Below are 20,896 nucleotides of genomic sequence, written 5' to 3'. Positions count from 1 at the left end.
ACATTGTCAAGTTATGATGCCGTCATGCCTCGCTCCAAAACTGCCTCTCCCGTCGCGCTTCCCGCCGCCGCTTCCCGCCGCCCGGCAGCCGAGCCCCTGCCTTATCACCACGGCGACCTGCGCCGGGCGCTGATCGACGCCACCAGCGAGTTGCTGCGCGAGCAGGGGCTGGAGGGCTTTTCCCTGCGCGCCGCCGCGCGCGCGGCTGGGGTCTCGCACGCGGCGCCGGCCCACCACTTTGGCGATGCGCGCGGCCTGTTGACGGCCTGCGCGGCCGATGGCTTCGAGCGCCTGGCCGACGCCATGCAGGCGCGCATGGACAGCGCGGGCCAGGACGCACGCGCGCGCGCCCAGGCCCTGGGCGCGGCCTACATCGATTTCGCCTTGGCGCACCGTGCCCTGTTCCAGCTGATGTTCCGCCGCGATCGGCTGGACCCGCAAGACGCCGCGTTGCAGGCCGCCGGGCGCCGCACCGGGGATGCCTTGCGCCAGGTGTATGCGGAGCTGATCGCCGAGCGGGGCCTGCCACCCGCCGAGCTGGGGGAGCGCATTCTGCTGGCCTGGTCATGCGCGCATGGCTACGCCACCTTGGTGCTCGAAGAACAAACGGCGGGGCTTTACGGCCTGGGTGCGGGGCGCGAGGAGGCCGCCAGCACCATGGGCGCCAAGCTGCTGCAATTGCTGATGGGGGGTCTGGCCGACCCGGCATGAAGACCCGGCATGAAAAAAAGGGAAGAAGGTTGCCCTTCTTCCCTGGGTCACCTGCAGCGTCGGGGGCTTGGGGCCCTAGAACCCTCGGGTTCTGGAGCCCCGCGCTCCGCCGCGTCGTCGAGGGTGGCTCAGAGAGACTTGTACTCCGCCGTGCCCTTGGAGCGGGCGAACTCTTCTTCCGGCGAGAGCACCAGCTTGTGGCGCCCGACGAGCGCGAAGTAGATGATGCCGACCGCGAACCAGATCGCCACGCCGATCACTCCGGCGCGGTAGACCGGGTCGGAGAGCTGGAAGTAGATGGTGACCAGCGCGATCAGCATGGTCAGCACCGCGCCCACGACGCCGAAGGGGCTCTTGTAGGGACGCGCGATCTGGGGAAACTTCTTGCGCAACAGAATGAAGGACAGGGCCTGCATGATGTAGGAAATCATCGCGCCGAACACCGCCATGTTGAGCAGGGTGCCGCCGATGATGGCCGCGCTGTTGGCCACGCCGTACCAGATCACGCACATCACGATCAGTGCCACCACCGCGCCCGCCACCATGGCCAGGTGCGGCGTCTTGCGCGTGCCGTGCGTGATGGACAGCGCGCGCGGGAAGTAGCCCGCGCGCGACAGCGAGTAGATCTGGCGACCCTGCGCGAAGATGATGGTGTGGAAGCTGGCGATCAGGCCGATCACGGCGATCAGCGCCAGGATCTTGGCGATGCCGTCGCCGTAGATGGCGCGGAAACCGTCCAGCAGCGGTTCGCCCGAGGTGGAGAGTGCGAAAGCACCCTTGGCGATCGAGGCGTTCAGCAACAGGATCATGAACGCCGAGATGATCAGCGTGATGATGCCCAGGATGATGCCGCGCGGCATGTCCCGCTTGGGGTCCACCGATTCCTCGGCCGCCAGCGGCAACTGCTCAATGGCCAGGAAGAGCCAGACAGCGAAAGGCATGGCCGCCAACGCGCCATGCAGGCCGAAGGGCAGGAAGCTGCCGCCGCCCTCGGCCAGCTCCACCGGCGCGCCATCGGCGCCAACGCCGATGTTGAGCGCCCAGCGGGTGAAGTCCATGTTGGGGATGGCGCTGAACCAGAAGCCCACCAGGCAGGCCAGGGCCAGCAGGGTGACCACCAGCGTGACCTTGAAGGACAGTTCCACGCCGACAACGTTCAGGCCCACGAAGACGATGTAGCCGCCGATCCAGTAGACCGGCTGGAAGCTCTCGGACGTGCCGAAGATGGAGCCCAGGTAGGAGCCGATGAAAAAGACGATGACTGCGGGCGTGATGACGTATTCCACGTTCTCGCACAGGCCAGTGATGAATCCGCCCCAAGGCCCCATGGTGGAGCGGGCGAAGGAATACGCCGCGCCAGTGTGGGGCAAGGCCGGGCTCATCTCGGCGATGGAAAAGGTCAGGCCCAGGTACATGATGGCGATGAAGACCGTGGCGATCAGCATGCCGCCCCAGCCGCCCACGCCCAGCCCGAAGTTCCAGCCCGAGAAGTGGCCGGAAATCACCGCGCCCACGCCCAAGGCCCACAGGGACGCCACACCCGCGTAACGGCGCAAGCCGCGTTTCTCGAAGTAGCTGCTGTCCACCGATTGGTAGGTGACACCGCCGCCAGACGCCGCGGCTGTTGTTGTTTCACTCATGGAAGTGCCTTTCAGCAAAGGAGAAGACAAGGAACAAGGGGAAGAGGAACAAGGGAAACAGGAAGCAGGCGAACCGGGTCTGAACAAAGCAGACACCGGGTCAACCCTGAGGGCGAGTGCAAAAACGGTGCCAGAGGGCAAGTTGCCCTGGCGCTGCATCGGGCCGCGAGCAAAAAATTTGAACTCAGCCGACAAGCCCGCTCATCCTGGGGATAAAGGGGGCTTCCTAGAATCGCAGCCCATTGCCATGAATACCACCACTTCCATCCCTCCGATCGCGCGCTACAACGGCCTGGCCGTCGTCCTGCACTGGGCCCTGGGCCTGATGCTGATCGGCCTGTTCTGCCTGGGCGTGTACATGGCCGACCTGCCTTTCTCGCCGCAACGGCTCAAGCTGTTCAACTGGCACAAATGGGTGGGCATCCTGGTGCTGGCCCTGTCCTTCCTGCGCCTGTTCTGGCGGCTGATCCGCCCCGCGCCAGCCCTGCCATCCCACATCGCGCAGGCCATGCCGGCCTGGCAGCGCGTGGCGCACCATGGCACGCATGCCGTGCTCTACCTGCTGTTCTTCGCCGTGCCCCTGCTGGGCTGGGCTTACAGCTCGGCCACGGGTTTTTCCATCGTGCTCTTTGGCGTGCTGCCCTTGCCCGACTTCGTGGGCAAGGACGCGGCCTTGGCCCACACCCTGAAGGAGGCGCATGAAATCGGCGCCTACCTGATGGCCTTGTTCGTGCTGCTGCACGTGGCCGCGGCCTTGAAACACCAGTGGCTGGACCGCGATGGCCTCATCGGCCGCATGTGGTTTGGCCGTTCCTGATCTTCCACTTCGGAGTTATTTCCGCCATGAACTTCATCCGCCGTCATGTTTCGGGCAGCCTGCTGCTGGCTTTGTCCGTCCTCGCCAGCGTCTCGCTGCCCGCCCAGGGCCAGCAGAAGCTGGTGCCCGCGCAGAGCGAGATCGTCTTCGTCAGCAAGCAGATGGGCGTGCCGGTCGAGGGCTACTTCAAGAAGTTCGACGCGCAGATCGCCTTCGACCCCGCCAAGCCGCAGACCAGCAAAATCGCCTTCACGGCCGAAATGGCCAGCGCCACTCTGGGCGTGCCCGAGGCGGACGCCGAGCTGCCCAAGGCCGTGTGGTTCAACGTGCCCGGCTTTCCGAAGGCGACTTTCCAGTCCAGCGGCATCAAAGCCCTGGGTGGCGGCAAGTACGAGGTGGCGGGCCAGCTCACCATCAAGGGCCGCGCCAACCCGGTCACGGTGCCGGTGACGCTCTCGCAAGTCGGCGGCACGACCACCGCCACCGGTTTGTTCACCATCAAGCGTCTGGCCTACGCGATTGGCGAGAACCAGTGGTCCGACACCTCCATGGTGGCGGACGAGGTTCAGGTCAAGTTCAAGCTGGCGCTGACCGGCGTGGGCAAGCTCTGACGTTCTGCTGAACGCCGATGCGTCCCGCGCTCATGCTCACGCTCACGCTCTTCCATTTTTCCCTTCCTCAACCCTTGCTGATTCACAGGAGTCCCCTCATGCGCAAGATCACCGTCGCCACCCTCGTCGGCCTGGCCCTGGCTGCCGCTGGCACCGCCCAAGCCCAATCCGCCACCTACAGCATCGACCCGACGCACACTTTCGTGACCTTCGAGATCGACCACATGGGCACCTCGACCAACCGTGGCCGCTTCGACAAGAAGGAGGGCTCGGTCACGCTGGACAAGGCCGCGAAGAAGGGCAGCGTCCAGATCACCATCGACATGACCTCCATCAACACGGGTACCTCGGCCTTCGACAAGCACCTGCAGAGCGCGGACTTCTTCAACGCCGAGAAATTCCCGACCGCCAAGTTCACCGCCGACAAGTTCAGCTTCAACGGTGACAAGGTCAGCGAGATTGCCGGCACCCTGACCCTGGTGGGCAAGACCCAACCCGTCACGCTCAAGGCCAGCAAGTTCAACTGCTATGTGAACCCCATGCTCAAGCGTGAAGTCTGCGGTGGCGACTTCGAAACCATCATCGACCGCAGCGCCTATGGCATCGACTTCGGTCTGAACTGGGGCTTCCCCAAGGAAGTGAAGCTGCTGGTGCAGGTGGAAGCCGTCAAGCAGTAAGCGGGTTTCGCTTTCTCAAAAAAGCCGGTCGGGTTTCCGACCGGCTTTTTTTGTGCCTCGTCACGCTGAATTCAGAAGCAGGCCAGCTTAAAGCTGTGGGTCAGGCGGCCTCCATGGTGAGTGATCGGACTTTGCCAGGTTCGCGTTCATGACGGACGGACTCTTTGATTGATTTGAATCAATGGAGTCATTGGATCTGCTCGATTCATGACCTCTGCAAAGAATACGATGAGTCGTGATCTACGAAAGGAAAAACATCATGCTAGGAATCACCAAGAAGGATTTTTCAATCCGCGCTGAAAGCTTCAATCTGACCCATGCTTGGAACATTCTTCGCATCATTTGCGGTGCGTTCATGTTCCCCCACGCGGCAAGCAAATTTGCCGCTGGTGCATTGAACCCGGGAACCGTTGGCTTTTTTGCCAAGGCGGGCTTCGCACCCCCGGAGTTTTGGGTGATCTTGGCCGCCATGGTTGAAGTGGGAACGGGGATCGCTCTGGTTCTAGGAATATGCACCCGCTTTGCGGCATTGGGAGCTGCGGGCGCGTTGGCGGTGGCCGTGTATGCCCTTCACATGGTCAAAGGTTTTGGTTGGACTTGGAACACCGGTGGATACGAGTACCCGGTTTTCTGGGGAATCGTCTGCCTTGCCGTCGCATTGAATGAATTCAAACAGGGCGCCGCTGCCAAGTAGCGTGCCGACCGTGCGGGGCACGGAGTCATCTTGACTCACGTTCCTCGCCCACATCATCCCCCTCGCCAGGCTTCAACCAGAGCCGAGCGGGGATGTGCTTTTCCAGCTTCTCCACCGCCAGTTCGATCAAGTCCGGGTGCAGCTCGTGGCCAACGAAGGGCAGCACATCGGCGGTGAAGTCGGCACCGAAGTCCTTGAGGCGCAGCGCGCCTTCGATGGCGTGGCGGTAAGGCATGACGGCGTCGGTCTTGCCATGCAATAGATGGATGGTGCAGCTCTCGTGTGGCGATGTTTCGGGCAGGGGCGCGAAGCGCCCCGCGATGGCGATGGTGCGTGCCGCCACCGGTTGCGGCTGCATCGCGGCGGCCAGGGCCATGATGGCGCCTTGCGAGAAACCGACCAGCGCCGTGCCCGCCGCATCCACGCCGCTGCGCTGCTGCCACTGGCGGACCAGGGCTTCGACTTTGGGCAGGGCGGCGGCCACACGCGCGGGGCGGTTGTCTTCCGTCACTTCGTGGATGGAAAACCACTGATGGCCCGCGAACTGCACCGGCGAGCCGGGCATGAAGGGATCGGGCGCGTTCAAGGCCACGACCATGGCCTTGGGGAACACGCGCGCGTAGGCGCGCCCCAAGCCCGCCATGCTCTGCGCATTGCTGCCCACGCCGTGCAGCAGCAGGATGAGTTGCGCGGCCTTCGCGTCGCCGCCTTGCGCGGGGTCTTGGAGGATGAGGGCGTCGTCGTTCATGGTGTGTTCCGTGTCTAAGCTTGGTGGGGGCCGCCCCAAGTCGTGGCACGGCCTTGCAATTTGCGGCTCAAAGCGCCCAGGTTCGCGGCGGCGTGGCGTCGAGTTGCCAGAGCTCGCGCCGCAAGATGCCGCGCAGGCGCTTGAGCAGGTCCAGCGCGGGCTCCACCAGGGGGCTCAGCACACGCACCGTCAGCACTTGCGGGTGGGGGCTGGTCGCGCCCGCGACGAGGGGAAGGGCCGCGCCGTCAGCAGCGGGACCAGGGCGCAAGGGTTCCAGCACGGTCCGTACCGCGTCCAGGGCTGCCTCGCGGCGTTCCCGCGCGATGGCCGTGCCCGCGGCGAAGAACAGCGTGCCCAGACAGCGGTGGCCAGCCAAACCCAGCGGCCCGTCCATCAGGCGCGTGTCGGTCGCATCGATGCGGCCTTGTTCCAGCCACACCGGCGTGCGCACTTCATCGCCTAGCCCGCTGACACCTTGGATTTCGAGGTGCTGCGAGAAGCGCCCCTGGCTGAAGGTTTGTCCGGCTGCGGGCAGGCCCAGTGCCGTCACGTCCCAGCCGATCAGCTCCGCGCCTGGGGCCAGGTCGAACACGGCCTGGTTGTGAGCCAGGCATTGCGGATACGCCAGGGCTTCGAGCGGCAGCCACTCCAGCCGCGCGCCATCCTCAACCCGTGCATGAACCTGTTGCGAGGCGCTGTCACCGGTGCTGCGGTAAAAGCGCGTCGCGCCCGGGGTGGTCACCAGTCCGTGCGCGCCAGCGGCGACCGAAAGCTGGATGTCCAGGGTGTCACCCCCCACCAGACCGCCGGGTGGGTGCACCATCACGTTGTGGCAAATCGAGCCGCCCTCGGGGTACAGGCTTTGCAGGATGCGTAGCGGCCCATCGTGGCGGAAATGCGCCACGCTGCGGCCGTTGTGGAGCGTGTAATCGAGTCGCAGCGCGGCGTGCCAGCTCATGCAGAAAACTTACCAGCGCAAGCCGCGCTTGAGAAACAGATGGCTGAGCACGAAGAGCGGCCCGACCCAGAGGTATTGAACGTCCTCGAAGAAGGACGGCTTCTTGCCTTCGATGCGGTGGCCGATGAACTGGAAGATCCAGGCCACGACGAAGATGCTGGCGCAGATCGCGACGCGGTAGTCACCCATCAGGTGCACCAGGGCCAGGCCGATGGCTGAAATGGCCGCCATGGCCAGGGTGAACAGGCGCGACAGACGGATGTAATAAATCAGGCTGGCCCCAATGAAGGCATAGGCCGCCAGCGGGTGGATGGCGAAGATCAGCCCCACGATGCTGAGCATGATCAGCGGAATGGCGGCGTAGTGGATCAGTTCGTTGGCCGGGTTTTGGTGGCTCTCGCCGTAGTGGTCGAGCAGCTGGTCGACGCGGCGCGTGGTGCGGTCTTGCTTGGCCTGGGTGAGCGTGGTCATGTCGGTCTCCTGGTGGGGTGGGTCCGGGGCGCAAACCTCTTGTGCAGGGCACAATGATAGCCATGGCTGAATCGTCTTCCACCCCTCGTGTTTCCCTGGGCGCTGAACCCCGCCTCACCTCCCTGTCCCACGGCGGCGGTTGCGGCTGCAAGATCGCGCCGGGCGTGCTGTCCGACATCCTCAAAAGCAGCAACGGCTTGCCCGTGCCGCCCGAACTGCTGGTGGGCATCGAGACCGCCGATGACGCGGCGGTCTACCGTCTCAACGACGAGCAGGCGTTGATCGCCACCACCGATTTCTTCATGCCCATCGTCGATGACCCCTTCGACTTCGGCCGTATCGCCGCGACCAATGCCATCAGCGACGTCTACGCCATGGGTGGACGGCCCATCATGGCGCTGGCCCTGGTGGGCATGCCCATCAACGTGCTGTCCACCGTGACCATCGGTCGCATCCTCGATGGGGGCCAGGCCGTCTGCAAGGCAGCGGGGATTCCGATCGCGGGCGGGCACACCATCGATTCGGTCGAACCCATTTATGGCCTGGTGGCCTTGGGGCTCGTGCACCCAGGTCGGGTGAAGCGCAACGCCGATGCCCGGGCCGGTGACCGTCTGATCTTGGGCAAACCGCTGGGCGTGGGTGTGCTGTCCGCCGCTCTCAAGAAAGAAAAACTGGATGCCGCAGGGTATGCGCGCATGATCGACACCACCACGCGCCTGAACACGCCGGGCCCTGAACTGGCGGCGATCGAGGGTGTGCACGCCCTGACCGACGTCACGGGCTTTGGTCTCGCGGGCCACGCGCTGGAACTCGCGCGCGGCGCGGGGCGCACCGTAGAGATCGACTGGCCCCGCGTGCCCTTGTTGCCGGGCGTGCGCGATCTGGCCGCGCAAGGCTTTGTCACCGGTGCGTCGGGTCGTAACTGGGCGGGTTACGGCGCGTCCGTGAGCCTGCCCGCGGGCTTCGCGCCCGTGGACCAGGCCTTGCTGAGCGATCCGCAGACCAGCGGTGGCCTGCTGGTGAGTTGCGCGCCCGAGGCCGTGCCGCAGGTGCTGGAGACCTTTCGGCGCCTCGGCTTTGAAGCCGCTGCCGAGATCGGCCGCGTGACGGACGAGGGCGCGGGCCGTTTGGTGGTGCGCTGAAGCGCCGTGTGGCGCCGTGTGGTGCCGTGTGGTGCCGCCAGAGGCCGGTCCAGGGTTTACCCACGGCGTCGCTGGTGAGTCAGGCACTGATAATGGATTCGCCCTTGCCGGGTGGCGGGGCATCACGACAGACCTGCAGTGCAACCATGACGCGCGCTTTCAGCATCATCGGCGACCACCTCGCGCGCAGCGTGCGGGGCGTGCCTTGCGCGCCGCCGAATTGACCTCCTTGTTGTCTTGGCTGCCTCCCCGTGTGGGCATGGGCAGTCGGTCTGGGTCATTCGAATTCTGGAGCTTGCAGCATGTCCAACACTTCCCTGAAACTTGACGAGGCGCCGTTGCGCGCCGAACTGGCCAGCTTGCCTGAGTGGGCGCACCGCACCGAGCGCGGCGGCTTGATCACGCGGGAATTCCGCTTCGCGGATTTCAACCAAGCCTTTGCCTTCATGACCCAAGTGGCCCTGGAGGCCGAGAAGCGCAACCACCATCCCGAGTGGTTCAATGTCTACAACAAGGTGTCGGTCGTGATGACCACCCACGATGCCCAGGGCCTGACCCTCAAGGACATCGCGATGGCGCGCTTCATGGACCGATGCGCGGCGGCGCTCTTGTCCGGCGCGCGCTGAGCCGGGGGCCTCGCCATGCAAACCATGACGGCATCCGCCAAGCACGGCCTGGCGGCGGGATCGGGCCATGCGCCGCAACGTCCCGGCTGGGTCATCGACCAGGGTTGGCAGCACTACACGGCGCAGGAACACGCGGTCTGGGCCACCTTGTTCGAGCGGCAGTCGCGTCTCTTGCCGGGGCGCGCCTGCGATGAGTTCCTCCGCGGCATGGGGGATTTGCCTTTCCGCGCGGATCGCATTCCTGACTTCGAGCAGATGTCCCAGGTGCTGCGCCGCAGGACCGGTTGGGAGGTGGTGGCGGTGCCGGGCCTGGTGCCGGACGAGGTGTTTTTCGAGCATCTGGCCCACCGGCGGTTCCCCGCGGGTCAGTTCATTCGCAAGCCGCACGAGCTGGATTACCTCGAGGAGCCGGACGTCTTTCACGACGTGTTCGGCCATGTGCCCATGCTGATGAACCCCGTCATCGCCGACTACATCCAGGCCTATGGCGAAGGGGGACTGCGCGCCCAGCGCCTGGGCGTGCTCGACAAGCTGGCACGGGTCTACTGGTACACGGTGGAGTTCGGCCTGGTGCAGCAGTCTGATGGGCTGCGCATCTACGGCGCGGGCATCGTGTCCTCGTACACCGAGACCTGTTTCAGTGTCGAGGACGCTTCACCCAACCGCCTATGGTTCGATCTGGCGCGTGTGATGCGCACCCGCTACCGCATCGACGATTTCCAGGAGAGCTATTTCGTCCTCCCGCACCTGAATGAACTGCTGGGGCTCGCGAACATCGACTTCGCGCCACTCTATGCGCGGGCTGCGACCGAAGCCGAGCTGCAGCCGGGTGACGTCCTGGAGACGGATCGGGTCCTCACGCGCGGCACCGGCCGCTACCACGCTGCCAAGCGTGCGCCTTGAGTTGCCATTCTTCAGGGCGAGGGCGGCGAGCCAAGGGGGCGTGCCTTTTCAGGCATGCCTCAGCGTCAGCGTGCGAGCAGTTGCGTCAGCCCGGACACCAGCAGAGCCGCGCCTGAAATCGTGAGCAGCAGCAGCACGATCTGGCGAAAGCGTGCCTCGCTCAGGCCCAGGTAGAGCCGGGTGCCGAGCCAGGAGCTGAGCAGTACCACGGGGATGAGCAGGGCCAGCGAGGGCAGGGTGGCGCGGGTGATCAGGCCGCGCGTCAAGTAGGCGATCAGGGTGACGAGCTGGATGCCGAGGTTGAAGTTCTGCACCAGGGCGCGCAATTCGTCCTTGGGCCACCCGCGCAGCGTGCCCCAGAGCGTGGGAAGGACGCCCGTGTAGCCGCCCAACCCGCCCAGGATGCCGCCGCCCAGACCGCTCAGACCATCGGCGAAGCGCCCGCCATGATGGATGCGTGGCAGTTGGGGTGCGAGCAGCAAGGCCGGACAGGCCACCACCAGCAAGCCGCCCAGCGCGGTCTTGAAGAGCCCCACGTCCAGTCGCGGCAGCAGCAGGACGCCCAAGGGGATGCCCAGCAGGCCGCCGGCGAGAAAGGGCAGAAAGCGCCGCCAATGCCACTGGCGCTGCAGCGTGAAGGCCGCTTGAACCTGCCCGGTCAGCGCACCGCAGAGCGCGAGCACGGCCGTCAGCTGCGGTGCCAAGAACCAGGCCCAGACCGCGGTGGCCGTCATGCCGAAGTTGGAGCCCGAGATGCCTTGCACCAAGCCGCCCAGGATGGCACCGATGATGAGGATGGAAATGTCGGTCAAGCGAGGAGGCCCTAGGGGGCTAAGCCAAAGAGCGGGGATTGTGCCTTGCCTTCAGCGGCGGTGGATTCGCGCTGTCTGGCCCCGGCACTGGTCATCCTGCGGGTGCAAGTGGAATAGAGAGTTGGCGTGCCGCAGTGATCTCAATATCCGGCGGCCAAGCCATCGCGGCGCGGGTCGCTGGCCGCCACGTAGCCCTCGACGGCTGGATCACCCAGGCGCCAGATGAATTGGCCGGCGCCAAAGTCCTGGTAGGAGTCGTGGATCACGTCGATTTCATGTCCCAAGTCTTGCAGACCTTGCAGGGTGTCAGCCCTCATCGCCGCCTCCACATTGATGTTGAGTCCCTTGTTGAAACGCCAGCGCGGGGCATCGCAGGCGGCTTGGAGTCCCTGCTGATAGTCCAGCATGCGGACCAAAGTCTGCATGTGCCCCTGAGGCTGCATATTGCCGCCCATGACGCCGTAGCTCATCACCGGTTGACCGTTCTTGGTCAGGAACGCCGGAATGATGGTGTGGAATGGACGCTTGCCAGGAGCCACGACATTGGGGCTATCGGCTAGTAGGCTGAAGCCGTGCCCCCGATTCTGCAGGCTGATGCCGTAGCTCGGTTCCACGCAGCCTGAACCAAAGCCCATGTAATTGCTTTGGATGAAACTGACCATCATCCCCTTCTCGTCGGCTGCCGTGAGGTAGATCGTGCCGCCTTTGACCGGGTTGCCCGCCGCGAAGTTCTGCGCGCGACGTGGGTCGATCATGCGGGCGCGCGATGCCAGGTAGGCGTTGTCTAGCATCTGCGCCGGCGTCACCGTCATGGTTGAGGGGTCGGACACGTAGCGATAGACATCGGCAAAGGCGAGCTTCATGGCCTCAATTTGCAGATGCTGAGACGCCCCCGAGTCCACTGGCAGACTCGCCACGTCAAACTGTTCCAGGATGCCCAGCGCGATCAGGGCGGCGATACCTTGGCCGTTGGGCGGGATTTCGTGCAGGGTGTAGCCCCGGTAATCACGGGCGATCGGCACCACCCATTCAGGCTGATAGGTGGCCAAGTCATGCGCCGTCATGGCGCCCCCCTGTGCCCGTGCATAGGCGACCAGGGCTTCGGCAATCTCCCCTTCGTAGAAGGCATCTCCGCGTGTCGCGGCGATGGCCTTGAGCGCGCGCGCCGCGGCCGGGAAGCGGAACAATTCGCCGATTTCCGGAGCGCGGCCCCAAGGCAGGAAGGTGTCGGCAAAGCCCGCGATACCTCGCAGCAGGGGTGTGGCAGCGGCCCACTTCTGTTGCACGACTGGGGGGACCAGATAACCCCGTTCGGCCACCTCGATGGCGGGCGCCATCAGATCGCCAAAGGGCAGCTTGCCGAAACGCTCGCTCAAAGCCACCCACCCGCGCACCGCGCCGGGGACGGTCACGGAGTCGATGCCGCGCATGGGCGGCGTGGCGGCGTCGGCCCCCCATTTGGCCTTGAAGTAGTCGACGGTCCAGGCCTGGGGTGCTTGGCCAGAGGCATTGAGGCCGTGCAGCTGTTGCCCATCCCACAAGATGCAGAACGCATCACTGCCCAGACCATTGCTCACGGGTTCCACCAGCGTCATCACCGCGGCGGTGGCGATCGCGGCATCCACCGCGTTGCCCCCCTGTTGCAGGATGCGCAGACCCGCTTGCGCTGCCAACGGATGCGAGGTGGAGACGACGTTGCGCGCAAAAACGGGAATGCGGGTGGAGAGGTAGGGGTTCTGGTAGTTGAACTGCATGACGGTCGATTGCAGGAAGGGGACTATTCGTTGACGATCTTGCGCTCGACGATGATTTGCTTCCACTTGGCGAGGTCGGCCGCCACCATCTTGCTGAATTGTTGTGGGGTGCTGTTGACCGGTTCGATGCCCAGCGTCGTGAGTTTGGCGCGCACCTCGGCATCATTCAGCGCCTGATTCGCGGCGGTGTTCACGCGGGCGACGACCTCGGCCGGCAAGTCCCTGGGGCCGTACAGGCCAAACCAGGTGTTCGACTCGAAGCCCGGCAGCGTGTCGGCCACCGGGGGCAGGTCGGGCGCGAGGGGGCTGCGCTTGAGCGTGGTGACGCCCAGCGCGCGCAGGCGTCCATCGCGCACATGGGGCATGCCCGTTGGCAACGAATCAAACATCACCTGCACCTGACCGCTGATCAAGTCCGGTATGGCCAGCGCCGTGCCCTTGTAGGGTACGTGCGTCACCTGCAAGCCCGCCTGCGCCTTGAACAGTTCGGCCGTCAACTGAACGATGGTCCCGTTACCGCTGGAAGCGTAGTTCAGCTGGTTGGGATTCTTCTTGGCGTACTCGATCCATTCCTTGACGGTCTTGGCCGGTGAGTCATTGGGCACCAGCATGATGCTGGGCGCGTTGCCCACATGGGCGATCGGCGTGAAGTCACGCACTGTGTCGTAGGGCAACTTACCGCCCAGGGCCGGTCCGATGGAGTGCGTGCTGGTCGTGGCCAGCAGCAGCGTCAAGCCGTCGGCCGGCGCGCGGGCGACCAAGTCCGAGCCCAGGCTGCCACCGGCGCCTGGCTTGTTGTCGATCACGATGGTGGTGCCCAGTTTCTCCCCCATTTTTTGCGACAGCGTGCGCGCGAACAGGTCGGTGGCACCGCCTGCGGGGAAGGGGACCACCAAGCGTATGGGTTTGGCGGGCTGGGCCAAGGTCAGGGGCGCAACGGCGCCCAATGCCAGCGCGGCGGCCAGGCCGCGCAGAAGAAGGTGGCGAGGGATCATGGTTCTCTTCCTTGCATGTGAGCAGACAAAAACGCTGGGGTGACTGCCTCAGACGGTCGCCACTCTAGGCTGCGTCGACCCATCAAAACAGATAATTGAATTTATTTCACTATGACGTTGCGTCATGAAGAACCTGCCTATCCCCAGTGACGAAGTGTCATTGCAACAGTTTCGAGCCCTCGCGGCCATTGCTCAAACCGGCAGTTTCACGCTCGCGGCCGATGCCTTGGGCTTGACCCAACCGGCGGTGAGTCATCTGGTCAAGCGCATGGAACTGGAGGTGGGGCAGCCTCTGGTGGTGCGGGGGCGCCGCATCCGGCTCACCGATGCGGGCCAGTTGATGGCGGACACCGCACAGCGCGCGTTGCGGATGATCGATGAAACGGTGCGTTCCTGCCGCTCCCAGGCTCAGCTTAAAGAGGGCCGCGTGATGGTCGCGGTGGGGCACCTGACCGCCGGGGCGCTGCTGCCCGCGCTGCTCGCGCGTTTTTCGGCGACCTATCCCCAGCTGGTGGCCACGGCGCATGACAGCAGTGCGGCGCAGATGGTGTCCATGGTCCTGTCGCGGGAGGTCGATCTGGCGCTGGGGTCAGACATCGGCAACATGCATTCTGATCTCGCCACGGAGCGTCTCTTCACCGAACGCATGGCCTTGTTCATGCGGCAGGACCATGCCCTGGCGGGTCGCCCCAGCGTTCAAGGTCGTGATCTGGATGGCTTGCCCATGGTGCATGTGAACCCGGAAGCCGTGGTCTGGCGAGCCATCAGCCGCGAGTTGAGCGCCGTGGCCAATGTGTACCCGCAGGTGGTGCAGCACGTCGCCATGCTGAGCACCGCGTTCGGAATGATCCAGGCCGGCATGGGCCTGGCGCTCTTGCCGCGTTATGTGGCGCGGTTGATGCCGCCCGACCTGCGTGCCGTCCCCATCGTGAGGCCGGTGCTGGAGTTCCCCGTCGTGGCAATTCGCTTGGCCAAGCAGCCGCTGAGTCCTGCGGCGATGGCATTTCTTGCGATGGCGCGCAAGCATCTGCGTCCCAGCGGTTGACAGCGCAGGTTCGGAGAGCTGGGTCGATTGAGCGCAGTTTGCCGCTGCTCAAAAAGAGGCTGGTGGGGAGTGACGAAGGGGCTGATCAGCTCAGCAGTGCCTGCGCGAACTCTCGCGCTTCGAAGGTTTCCAGCTCGTCCAGCTGTTCACCTACGCCGATGAAATAAACCGGGAGCGGCCGTTCGCGCGACAGCAGCGCGATGGCCGCCAGCACGCCGCCCTTGGCCGTGCCGTCGAGCTTGGTGACGATGAGGCCGGTCAGACCCAGCGCTTCGTCGAACGCCTTCACCTGCGTCAGCGCGTTCTGGCCTGTGTTGCCGTCAATGACCAGCAGCACCTCGTGCGGAGCCGTCTCGTCGGCCTTCTGCACCACGCGCTTGATTTTCTTGATCTCTTCCATCAGATGGAGCTGCGTGGGCAGTCGACCGGCGGTGTCTACCAGCACCACGTCCTTGCCACGTGCCTTGCCCGCGCTCACGGCATCGAAGCAAACCGAGGCCGGATCACCGCCGGCCTGGTGCACGATGTCCACGCTGCCCGTACCCTGCCGGTTGCGGTCGGCCCAGACCATGAGCTGCTCGCGTGCCGCGGCGCGGAAGGTGTCGGCCGCGGCCAGCAGCACGCTGGCACCGGCTTCGGCCAGATGGTGCGTGAGCTTGCCGATGCTGGTGGTCTTGCCCGCGCCGTTGACGCCCGCGACCATGATGACCGTGGGTTTGTGCGCGCCGACATTCAGGGTTTGCTCCAGGGGTGCAAGCAGTTCGGTCAGCGCATCGACCAACAAGGCCTTGACCGCGGCGGGGTCGGTGGCTTTGCTTTCCTTTACACGATGTTTTAAATCGTCCAGCAAATACTGTGTAGCCTTGACGCCTGCGTCGGCCATCAGCAGGGCTTCCTCCAGTTGTTCATACAGCGCATCGTCGATGCGCGTTCCGGTGAATACCGTGGCGATGCCGCTGCCCGTCTTGCGCAAGCCCGCGCGCAGCTTGCCAAGCCAGCCCTCGCGGGCTTGAGGGGGTGAGACTGGATTCGCGGGCTGCTGAGGAACTTCGGTCGTCGATTTGCTTCTGAAGATACTGAACATGAAGGGCATTCCTACAATGCCGCATTCTATGAAACGCCTAATCATCTGCTTTTTTGCCTTGCTGGCCGCCTGGACGGGCGCGCAGGCGCAACACCCGAGCGCGAACGCCATCAACGCCAAGCCCCAGCAGTTCACCCTGGCCAACGGCATGACCCTGATCGTGCAGGTGGATCGGCGTGCGCCGACCGCCGTCCACATGCTCTGGGTGCGCGCGGGCAGCATGGACGAGGTGGACGGCAAGAGCGGCGTGGCGCACGTGCTGGAGCACATGATGTTCAAGGGCACGCAATCGGCCACCGGGAGCACCGCCCCGGGCGAGTTCTCGCGCCGCGTGGCGGCCCTGGGTGGGCGTGAAAACGCCTTCACGGCCAGCGACTACACGGGCTACTTTCAGCAGATTCCGGCCAGTCGCCTGGAAGACGTGATCAAGCTGGAGGCCGACCGTTTCGCGCACAACCGTTGGCCGGACGGCGAGTTCGCCAAGGAAATCGAGGTGGTCAAGGAAGAGCGCCGCATGCGCACCGAGGACGAGCCGCGCGCGCTGCTGTATGAAACGTTGGAGGCCACGGCTTTCGTCGCCTCGCCCTACCGTCGCCCCATCGTGGGCTGGATGAACGACCTGGACAATCTGCGCCCGGACGACGTGCGCGCCTTCCACCGTGACTGGTATGTGCCCGCCAATGCCGTGGTGGTGGTGGCCGGCGACGTGAAGGTGCCCCAGGTGCGCCGCTGGGCCGAACAGTACTACGGCCAACTGCCCACCCGTGCCTTGCCCGAGCGCAAGCCGCGCGTCGAACCGCCGCAAGCCGGCGTGAAGCGCGTGGAAGTCAAGGCGCCCGCCGAGCAGGCTTACGTCGCGCTGGCCTGGAAAGTGCCGGGCTTGCATAACATCACCAACCCCTCGGCCGAGGATTGGGATGCCATGGCCCTGACCGTGCTCGCCGCCGTGCTCGATGGCTACGACGGTGCGCGTCTGCAACGCGCCCTCGTTCAAGGCCAGGGCGCGAACGCGAAGCGCGTGGCCGACAGCGCCGGTGCAGGCAATGGCCTGACGGGTCGGGGCCCGCAACTGTTCGTGCTGGACGGTTCGCCCGCGGCGGGGCGCACGCCGGCTGAGCTGGAGACGGCCTTGCGCGAGCAGGTCGCGCGCATCGCGCGCGAAGGCGTGAGCGAGGCCGAACTGAACCGCGTCAAGACGCAATGGATGGCTGGCGAGGTCTACCAGCGCGATTCCCTGTTCTACCGCGCGCGCAAGCTTGGGGCCAACGCCATGCTGAATTTGCCGCTGGACGCGGATGACCGTTTGCTCGCGCATCTGCGCACCATCACCTCCCAGCAAGTGCAAAGTGTCGCGACGCGGTACTTTGGGGAGGACACGTTGACCGTGGGGGTGCTGCACCCGATGCCGCCAGACCCGCAGCGGCGCTCGCGTCCCATGGGCGGCATGGGCGGCCGGGATTTCTGAGCGCGTGACCTGGCAGGCCTGCTCCGGCGCCATCCAAAGCGTGAACTGAACATGAACATGATGCACAACACATTCGCGGCGCGTCTTCTCGCGGCCCTGCTCGGCGGATTGGCCGTGGGCTCGGCCCAGGCCGCCATTCCGATCCAGCACTGGACCCAGCCGGAAGGCCCAGGTCAGGGTGCTCAAGTCTGGCTGATCGAAAGTCCGGCCGTCCCCATGGTCGATGTGCGCCTGGAGTTCGACGGTGGTGGCCGGCGCGACCCGGCCGACCGCGCGGGCCTGGCCGAGGCCGGCACCCTGATGATGGGCAAGGGCGTGCGTGCTGCGGGGGGCGAGTTGAGCGCCGCCGGGCCGCCCCAAGGCGCGAAGGCCCCCTTGGGGGGCAGCGCAGTACGCGCAGCGACAAGCGTGGGGGCCAACAACAATGCTGCGTTGGACGAGAACGCCTTGGGCGAGGCCTGGGCCGACCTGGGCGCGATGTTCGGTGGTGATGACACCACGGACCGCGTGAGTTTCTCCTTGCGCAGCCTGACCGACCCGGATCTGCTGCAGCGCGCCGCCGCCCTGGCCGCACGGGTGCTGGCCGAACCGTCTTGGCCCGAGGCGGTCTGGACGCGCGAACGCGAGCGCATGCAGGCCGCGCTGCGGGAATCCCTGACACGTCCGGCGACCGTGGCCTCGCGTGCCTATCAGCGCGCGGTGTTTGGCGCGCATCCCTACGGGCAGGCCATGACGGACGAGAGCCTGTCGCACATCAGTCTGGCCGATATGCAGGCGTGGCATGGGCGCACGTTCCTGGCCTGCCGCGCCAAGGTCAGCATCGTGGGAGCGGTCAATCGCGCTCAGGCGCAAGAGCTCACGGCCCAGTTGCTGGCCCGACTGCCCAGGAGCCGCGACCCCAAGGACTGCCCGTCCTTGCCTGCCGTGCCCGAGGTCTCGCCCCTGGACAAGTCCGCCGACCTGCGCATTCCTTTCGACGCCGCGCAGGCGCAGGTGTTCATCGGACAACCGGGCTTCAAGCGGGACGACCCGGACTATTTCGCGCTGACCGTGGGCAACTACATCCTGGGCGGGGGTGGTTTCGTCTCGCGCCTGACCGAGGAGGTGCGGGAAAAACGCGGTTTGAGCTACAGCGTCTACAGCTACTTCAACCCCGGCTTGCATGCGGGCAGCTTCTCCATCGGCTTGCAGACCCGCCCCGACCAGGCGGAGGCCGCGCTGAAGGTGGCGCGCGAGGTACTGGCCCGTTTCCTGATCCAGGGACCGACCGAGGCTGAACTCAAGGCGGCCAAGGCCAATCTGATCGGTGGGTTCGCCTTGCGCATCGACAGCAACCGCAAGCTGATCGACAACCTCGCCAACATCGCCGCGCACGACCTGCCTCTGGACTATCTGGACAGCTGGACCGAGCAAGTGAACAAGGTGACGGTCGCCGACATCCGGGCCGCATTCGCGCGCAAGCTGCGTGCGGACCGCATGGTGACGGTGGTGCTGGGCGGCAAGTGATGAGGCAAGGCAAGCAGGTCTCGGCGCGCGCGCCATCCGCGACACCTCGCAAGCACGCGGTCCGCATCATCGGCGGGCTGTGGAAGCGCAGCAAACTGCCCGTGGCCGACAAACCGGGCCTGCGTCCAACGCCAGACCGCGTGCGCGAAACCCTGTTCAACTGGCTGGGGCAGGACCTCACGGGCTGGCGCTGCGTCGATGCCTTCGCGGGCAGCGGTGCGCTGGGGTTTGAGGCGGCTTCGCGCGGCGCGAAGGAAGTCACCCTGGTCGAGCAAGACGCGGCCTTGGTCGCTCAACTCCAGAAAATCAAGGATCACCTCAAGGCTGACGCAGCGGGCGTGCAGATCACGTTGCGACGTGGCGACGGCATCGCGGCCTTGGCCGGCTGGCCGGCGGCGCAGCCGCAGGACGGGTTGGACCTCGTTTTTTTGGACCCGCCTTTTGACGCGCAGTTGTTCGAGCCGGCCTTGAAGGCGGCGGCGCGCGTGGTGAAGCCGGGAGCCTGCATCTACCTCGAAGCACCTTCAGAATGGACGGCCGAGCAGCTGGCGCCGCTGGGCCTTGCGCCTCATCGGCATCTCAAAGCCGGCGCCGTGCACGCGCACCTTTTGCGGCGCGAGTGAGGGCCACTCGGGGCGGGCCCCAGGGTTTGGGCGGACGGCACCGTCTTATCATGGATGCTTCTTCGCGCGCCGTGCTGCGCGTGTCCTTGCAAGCGCCTTGAATCAGGGAGCCCTCCATGGCCACTGGCACCGTTCAACTTCACCGTGTCTTGCGCGCCCCGCCTGAGCGCCTCTACCGCGCCTTTCTGGAACCCGATGCCCTGGCCAAGTGGCTGCCGCCATACGGCTTCACTTGCACGATCGAACACATGGACGCGCGCGTGGGTGGCAGTTACCGCATGGCCTTCAGGAATTTTGGCAATGGTCAGAGCCATGCCTTTGGCGGCGACTACCTGGAATTGGTGCCGGGCCAGAAGATCCGCTACACCGACCGCTTCGACGCGCCCGGTCCGGCGGGGCAGATGACGACGACGGTCCTGCTGCGGGCGGTGTCGTGCGGCACCGACGTCTCGGTGACGCAAGACGGCATCCCCGAGGTGATCCCGACCGAGATGTGCTACTTGGGATGGCAGGAATCATTGGAGCAATTGGCGCGACTGGTCGAGCCTGACATCACCGAATGAGGCTGGACATGGTCTCGCCGCGCAGGCCGATCACCCAGCGCCCCACCCAGGACGAACTGGCGGCCTTTCTCGAGCGCGAGTTTCCGCAGACACCGTGCCGCATCGTGTCCCTGAGCGAGGGCGGCGCCACGCTGCGGCACGAAGTGGGGATGGCCGAACTGCGTCCGGGCGGCACGGTTTCGGGCCCGACCATGATGGCCCTGGCCGACGTCGCCTTGTACGTGGCGATCATGGCCGAGGTGGGCCTGTTGCCCATGATCGTCACGACCCAGCTGAGCTTCAACTTCCTGCGCAAGCCCGCGGGCGACCGGGCGCTGATCGGTGTGTGCCGCCTGCTCAAGGTCGGACGCACGCTTGCCGTTGGCGAGGCCACCGTGTACTCCGAGGGGCTGGAAGAGCCGGTGGCCCACGCCGTGGGCAGTTACGCGATTCCCTCGGTACGCTGAGGCAGCAACCCGCCGGGTTGCGGGACTGACTGCATCCGCCCACCGATCACGATGCGGGGGGCGGATGTGGTGCCGATGTTGACCCAGCTCAGCGAGGAGCGGGCAGGGCAGCGTTGGACCTGGGGACCTCCGCCGAGTCGCTGATGTGGAACTGGTCCACCGTGCGCGACAGCGCTTGCGCCTGCTGACGCAGTGATTGCGCGGACGCCAATGCTTCCTCCACGAGCGCAGCGTTCTGTTGCGTGCCCTGGTCCATTTGCGTGATCGCCTGGTTCACCTGCGCGATGCCGGCGCTTTGCTCGGCGCTCGCGCCACTGATCTCCGCCACCATCTGCGTGACACGCTCCACGCCGGCGACGATCTCGCGCATGGTTTCGCCGGCCTGTTCCACCAAGGTGGTGCCCGCGCCGACCTTGCTCACCGAGTCGTCGATCAGCCGTTTGATCTCCTTGGCGGCCTCCGCCGACCGTCCCGCGAGGCTGCGCACCTCGCTGGCCACCACGGCGAAGCCCCGGCCTTGCTCACCCGCGCGGGCGGCCTCGACGGCGGCATTCAGCGCGAGGATGTTGGTCTGGAAGGCGATGCCGTCGATCACGCTGATGATG

General features: G+C 65.5%; 23 protein-coding genes. 14 read left to right on the top strand and 9 right to left on the bottom strand.

Annotation, left to right across the window (positions count from 1 at the left end):
* The first annotated feature begins 24 nt into the window (after positions 1–24).
* The gene (locus tag HGR_RS03360) at positions 25–711 is read left to right on the top strand and encodes a TetR/AcrR family transcriptional regulator (RefSeq protein ID WP_006296675.1); all 687 of its coding nucleotides are present in this window, start codon (positions 25–27) and stop codon (positions 709–711) included.
* 128 nt (positions 712–839) lie between these two features.
* Here the strand turns inward: HGR_RS03360 and HGR_RS03355 are convergent, their stop codons facing one another.
* Positions 840–2,351 (bottom strand): amino acid permease, encoded by a 1,512-nt coding sequence (locus HGR_RS03355; RefSeq protein ID WP_006296674.1) that lies wholly within the window; start codon positions 2,349–2,351, stop codon positions 840–842.
* A gap of 247 nt (positions 2,352–2,598) precedes the next feature.
* On the opposite strand from HGR_RS03355, the gene HGR_RS03350 reads away from it, so the two are divergent.
* From HGR_RS03350 to HGR_RS03335, 4 genes are all read left to right on the top strand, one after another.
* A complete protein-coding gene (locus tag HGR_RS03350) occupies positions 2,599–3,168 on the top strand; it encodes a cytochrome b (RefSeq protein ID WP_006296673.1) in 570 nt (189 codons plus the stop codon).
* Positions 3,169–3,194: 26 nt separating this feature from the next.
* Positions 3,195–3,779 (top strand): YceI family protein, encoded by a 585-nt coding sequence (locus HGR_RS03345; RefSeq protein WP_006296672.1) that lies wholly within the window; start codon positions 3,195–3,197, stop codon positions 3,777–3,779.
* A gap of 98 nt (positions 3,780–3,877) precedes the next feature.
* A complete protein-coding gene (locus HGR_RS03340; protein WP_006296671.1) occupies positions 3,878–4,456 on the top strand; it encodes a YceI family protein in 579 nt (192 codons plus the stop codon).
* A gap of 259 nt (positions 4,457–4,715) precedes the next feature.
* A complete protein-coding gene (locus HGR_RS03335) occupies positions 4,716–5,150 on the top strand; it encodes a DoxX family protein (RefSeq protein ID WP_006296670.1) in 435 nt (144 codons plus the stop codon).
* Between the two features lie 25 nt (positions 5,151–5,175).
* Here HGR_RS03335 and ypfH read toward each other — a convergent pair whose 3' ends face one another.
* The 3 genes from ypfH to HGR_RS03320 form a co-directional block, all read right to left on the bottom strand.
* Positions 5,176–5,898: an esterase gene (ypfH, locus tag HGR_RS03330; protein WP_006296669.1), complete on the bottom strand. Its 723-nt coding sequence runs from the start codon at positions 5,896–5,898 to the stop codon at positions 5,176–5,178.
* Positions 5,899–5,965: 67 nt separating this feature from the next.
* Positions 5,966–6,856: an urease accessory protein UreD gene (locus tag HGR_RS03325; protein ID WP_006296668.1), complete on the bottom strand. Its 891-nt coding sequence runs from the start codon at positions 6,854–6,856 to the stop codon at positions 5,966–5,968.
* 9 nt (positions 6,857–6,865) lie between these two features.
* Entirely contained in the window at positions 6,866–7,327 is a 462-nt protein-coding gene (locus HGR_RS03320) for an Mpo1 family 2-hydroxy fatty acid dioxygenase (RefSeq protein WP_006296667.1), read from the bottom strand.
* Between the two features lie 62 nt (positions 7,328–7,389).
* On the opposite strand from HGR_RS03320, the gene selD reads away from it, so the two are divergent.
* The 3 genes from selD (at position 7,390) to phhA (ending at position 9,998) form a co-directional block, all read left to right on the top strand.
* Positions 7,390–8,469, top strand: a complete 1,080-nt coding sequence (gene selD / locus HGR_RS03315) for a selenide, water dikinase SelD (RefSeq protein WP_006296666.1) — start codon at positions 7,390–7,392, stop codon at positions 8,467–8,469.
* Between the two features lie 302 nt (positions 8,470–8,771).
* Positions 8,772–9,095, top strand: coding sequence for a 4a-hydroxytetrahydrobiopterin dehydratase (locus HGR_RS03310; RefSeq protein ID WP_006296665.1), 324 nt, complete (start codon positions 8,772–8,774; stop codon positions 9,093–9,095).
* A 15-nt stretch (positions 9,096–9,110) separates the two neighbouring features.
* Positions 9,111–9,998 carry a phenylalanine 4-monooxygenase gene (gene phhA / locus HGR_RS03305; RefSeq protein WP_006296664.1) on the top strand — a complete coding sequence of 296 codons (888 nt, stop codon included), beginning with the start codon at positions 9,111–9,113 and terminating at the stop codon, positions 9,996–9,998.
* Positions 9,999–10,063: 65 nt separating this feature from the next.
* Here phhA and HGR_RS03300 read toward each other — a convergent pair whose 3' ends face one another.
* The 3 genes from HGR_RS03300 to HGR_RS03290 form a co-directional block, all read right to left on the bottom strand.
* The gene (locus HGR_RS03300; protein WP_006296663.1) at positions 10,064–10,810 is read right to left on the bottom strand and encodes a sulfite exporter TauE/SafE family protein; all 747 of its coding nucleotides are present in this window, start codon (positions 10,808–10,810) and stop codon (positions 10,064–10,066) included.
* 140 nt (positions 10,811–10,950) lie between these two features.
* Entirely contained in the window at positions 10,951–12,564 is a 1,614-nt protein-coding gene (locus tag HGR_RS03295; RefSeq protein WP_006296662.1) for a gamma-glutamyltransferase family protein, read from the bottom strand.
* Between the two features lie 23 nt (positions 12,565–12,587).
* Complete coding sequence (locus HGR_RS03290) at positions 12,588–13,559, bottom strand: Bug family tripartite tricarboxylate transporter substrate binding protein (RefSeq protein WP_006296661.1); 972 nt, start codon at positions 13,557–13,559, stop codon at positions 12,588–12,590.
* Between the two features lie 124 nt (positions 13,560–13,683).
* Between HGR_RS03290 and HGR_RS03285 the strand changes: the two genes are divergently transcribed.
* Positions 13,684–14,604 carry a LysR family transcriptional regulator gene (locus HGR_RS03285; protein ID WP_006296660.1) on the top strand — a complete coding sequence of 307 codons (921 nt, stop codon included), beginning with the start codon at positions 13,684–13,686 and terminating at the stop codon, positions 14,602–14,604.
* A gap of 85 nt (positions 14,605–14,689) precedes the next feature.
* Here the strand turns inward: HGR_RS03285 and ftsY are convergent, their stop codons facing one another.
* The gene (gene ftsY, locus HGR_RS03280; protein WP_006296659.1) at positions 14,690–15,688 is read right to left on the bottom strand and encodes a signal recognition particle-docking protein FtsY; all 999 of its coding nucleotides are present in this window, start codon (positions 15,686–15,688) and stop codon (positions 14,690–14,692) included.
* A 28-nt stretch (positions 15,689–15,716) separates the two neighbouring features.
* Here ftsY and HGR_RS03275 point away from each other — a divergent pair, with 28 nt between their 5' ends.
* The 5 genes from HGR_RS03275 (at position 15,717) to HGR_RS03255 (ending at position 20,291) form a co-directional block, all read left to right on the top strand.
* Complete coding sequence (locus HGR_RS03275; protein ID WP_006296658.1) at positions 15,717–17,153, top strand: M16 family metallopeptidase; 1,437 nt, start codon at positions 15,717–15,719, stop codon at positions 17,151–17,153.
* A 51-nt stretch (positions 17,154–17,204) separates the two neighbouring features.
* Positions 17,205–18,659 (top strand): M16 family metallopeptidase, encoded by a 1,455-nt coding sequence (locus HGR_RS03270; protein WP_006296657.1) that lies wholly within the window; start codon positions 17,205–17,207, stop codon positions 18,657–18,659.
* Positions 18,659–19,282 carry a 16S rRNA (guanine(966)-N(2))-methyltransferase RsmD gene (gene rsmD / locus HGR_RS03265; protein WP_006296656.1) on the top strand — a complete coding sequence of 208 codons (624 nt, stop codon included), beginning with the start codon at positions 18,659–18,661 and terminating at the stop codon, positions 19,280–19,282. The genes HGR_RS03270 and rsmD overlap by 1 nt, the downstream gene beginning before the upstream one ends.
* Positions 19,283–19,398: 116 nt before the next feature.
* On the top strand, positions 19,399–19,845 hold the full coding sequence (locus HGR_RS03260; protein ID WP_006296655.1) for an SRPBCC family protein: 447 nt from the start codon (positions 19,399–19,401) through the stop codon (positions 19,843–19,845).
* The gene (locus tag HGR_RS03255; protein WP_237701365.1) at positions 19,842–20,291 is read left to right on the top strand and encodes a PaaI family thioesterase; all 450 of its coding nucleotides are present in this window, start codon (positions 19,842–19,844) and stop codon (positions 20,289–20,291) included. The genes HGR_RS03260 and HGR_RS03255 overlap by 4 nt, the downstream gene beginning before the upstream one ends.
* 88 nt (positions 20,292–20,379) lie before the next feature.
* Here the strand turns inward: HGR_RS03255 and HGR_RS03250 are convergent.
* A partial coding sequence (locus HGR_RS03250; RefSeq protein ID WP_006296653.1) for a methyl-accepting chemotaxis protein occupies positions 20,380–20,896 on the bottom strand: 517 nt, incomplete at its 5' end.

The sequence above is a fragment of the Hylemonella gracilis ATCC 19624 genome (assembly GCF_000211835.1).
Classification (GTDB): Bacteria; Pseudomonadota; Gammaproteobacteria; order Burkholderiales; family Burkholderiaceae_C; genus Hylemonella; species Hylemonella gracilis.
The sequence above is the reverse complement of the archived record's forward strand: the minus strand, read 5'-3'. Positions and strand labels throughout refer to the sequence as shown.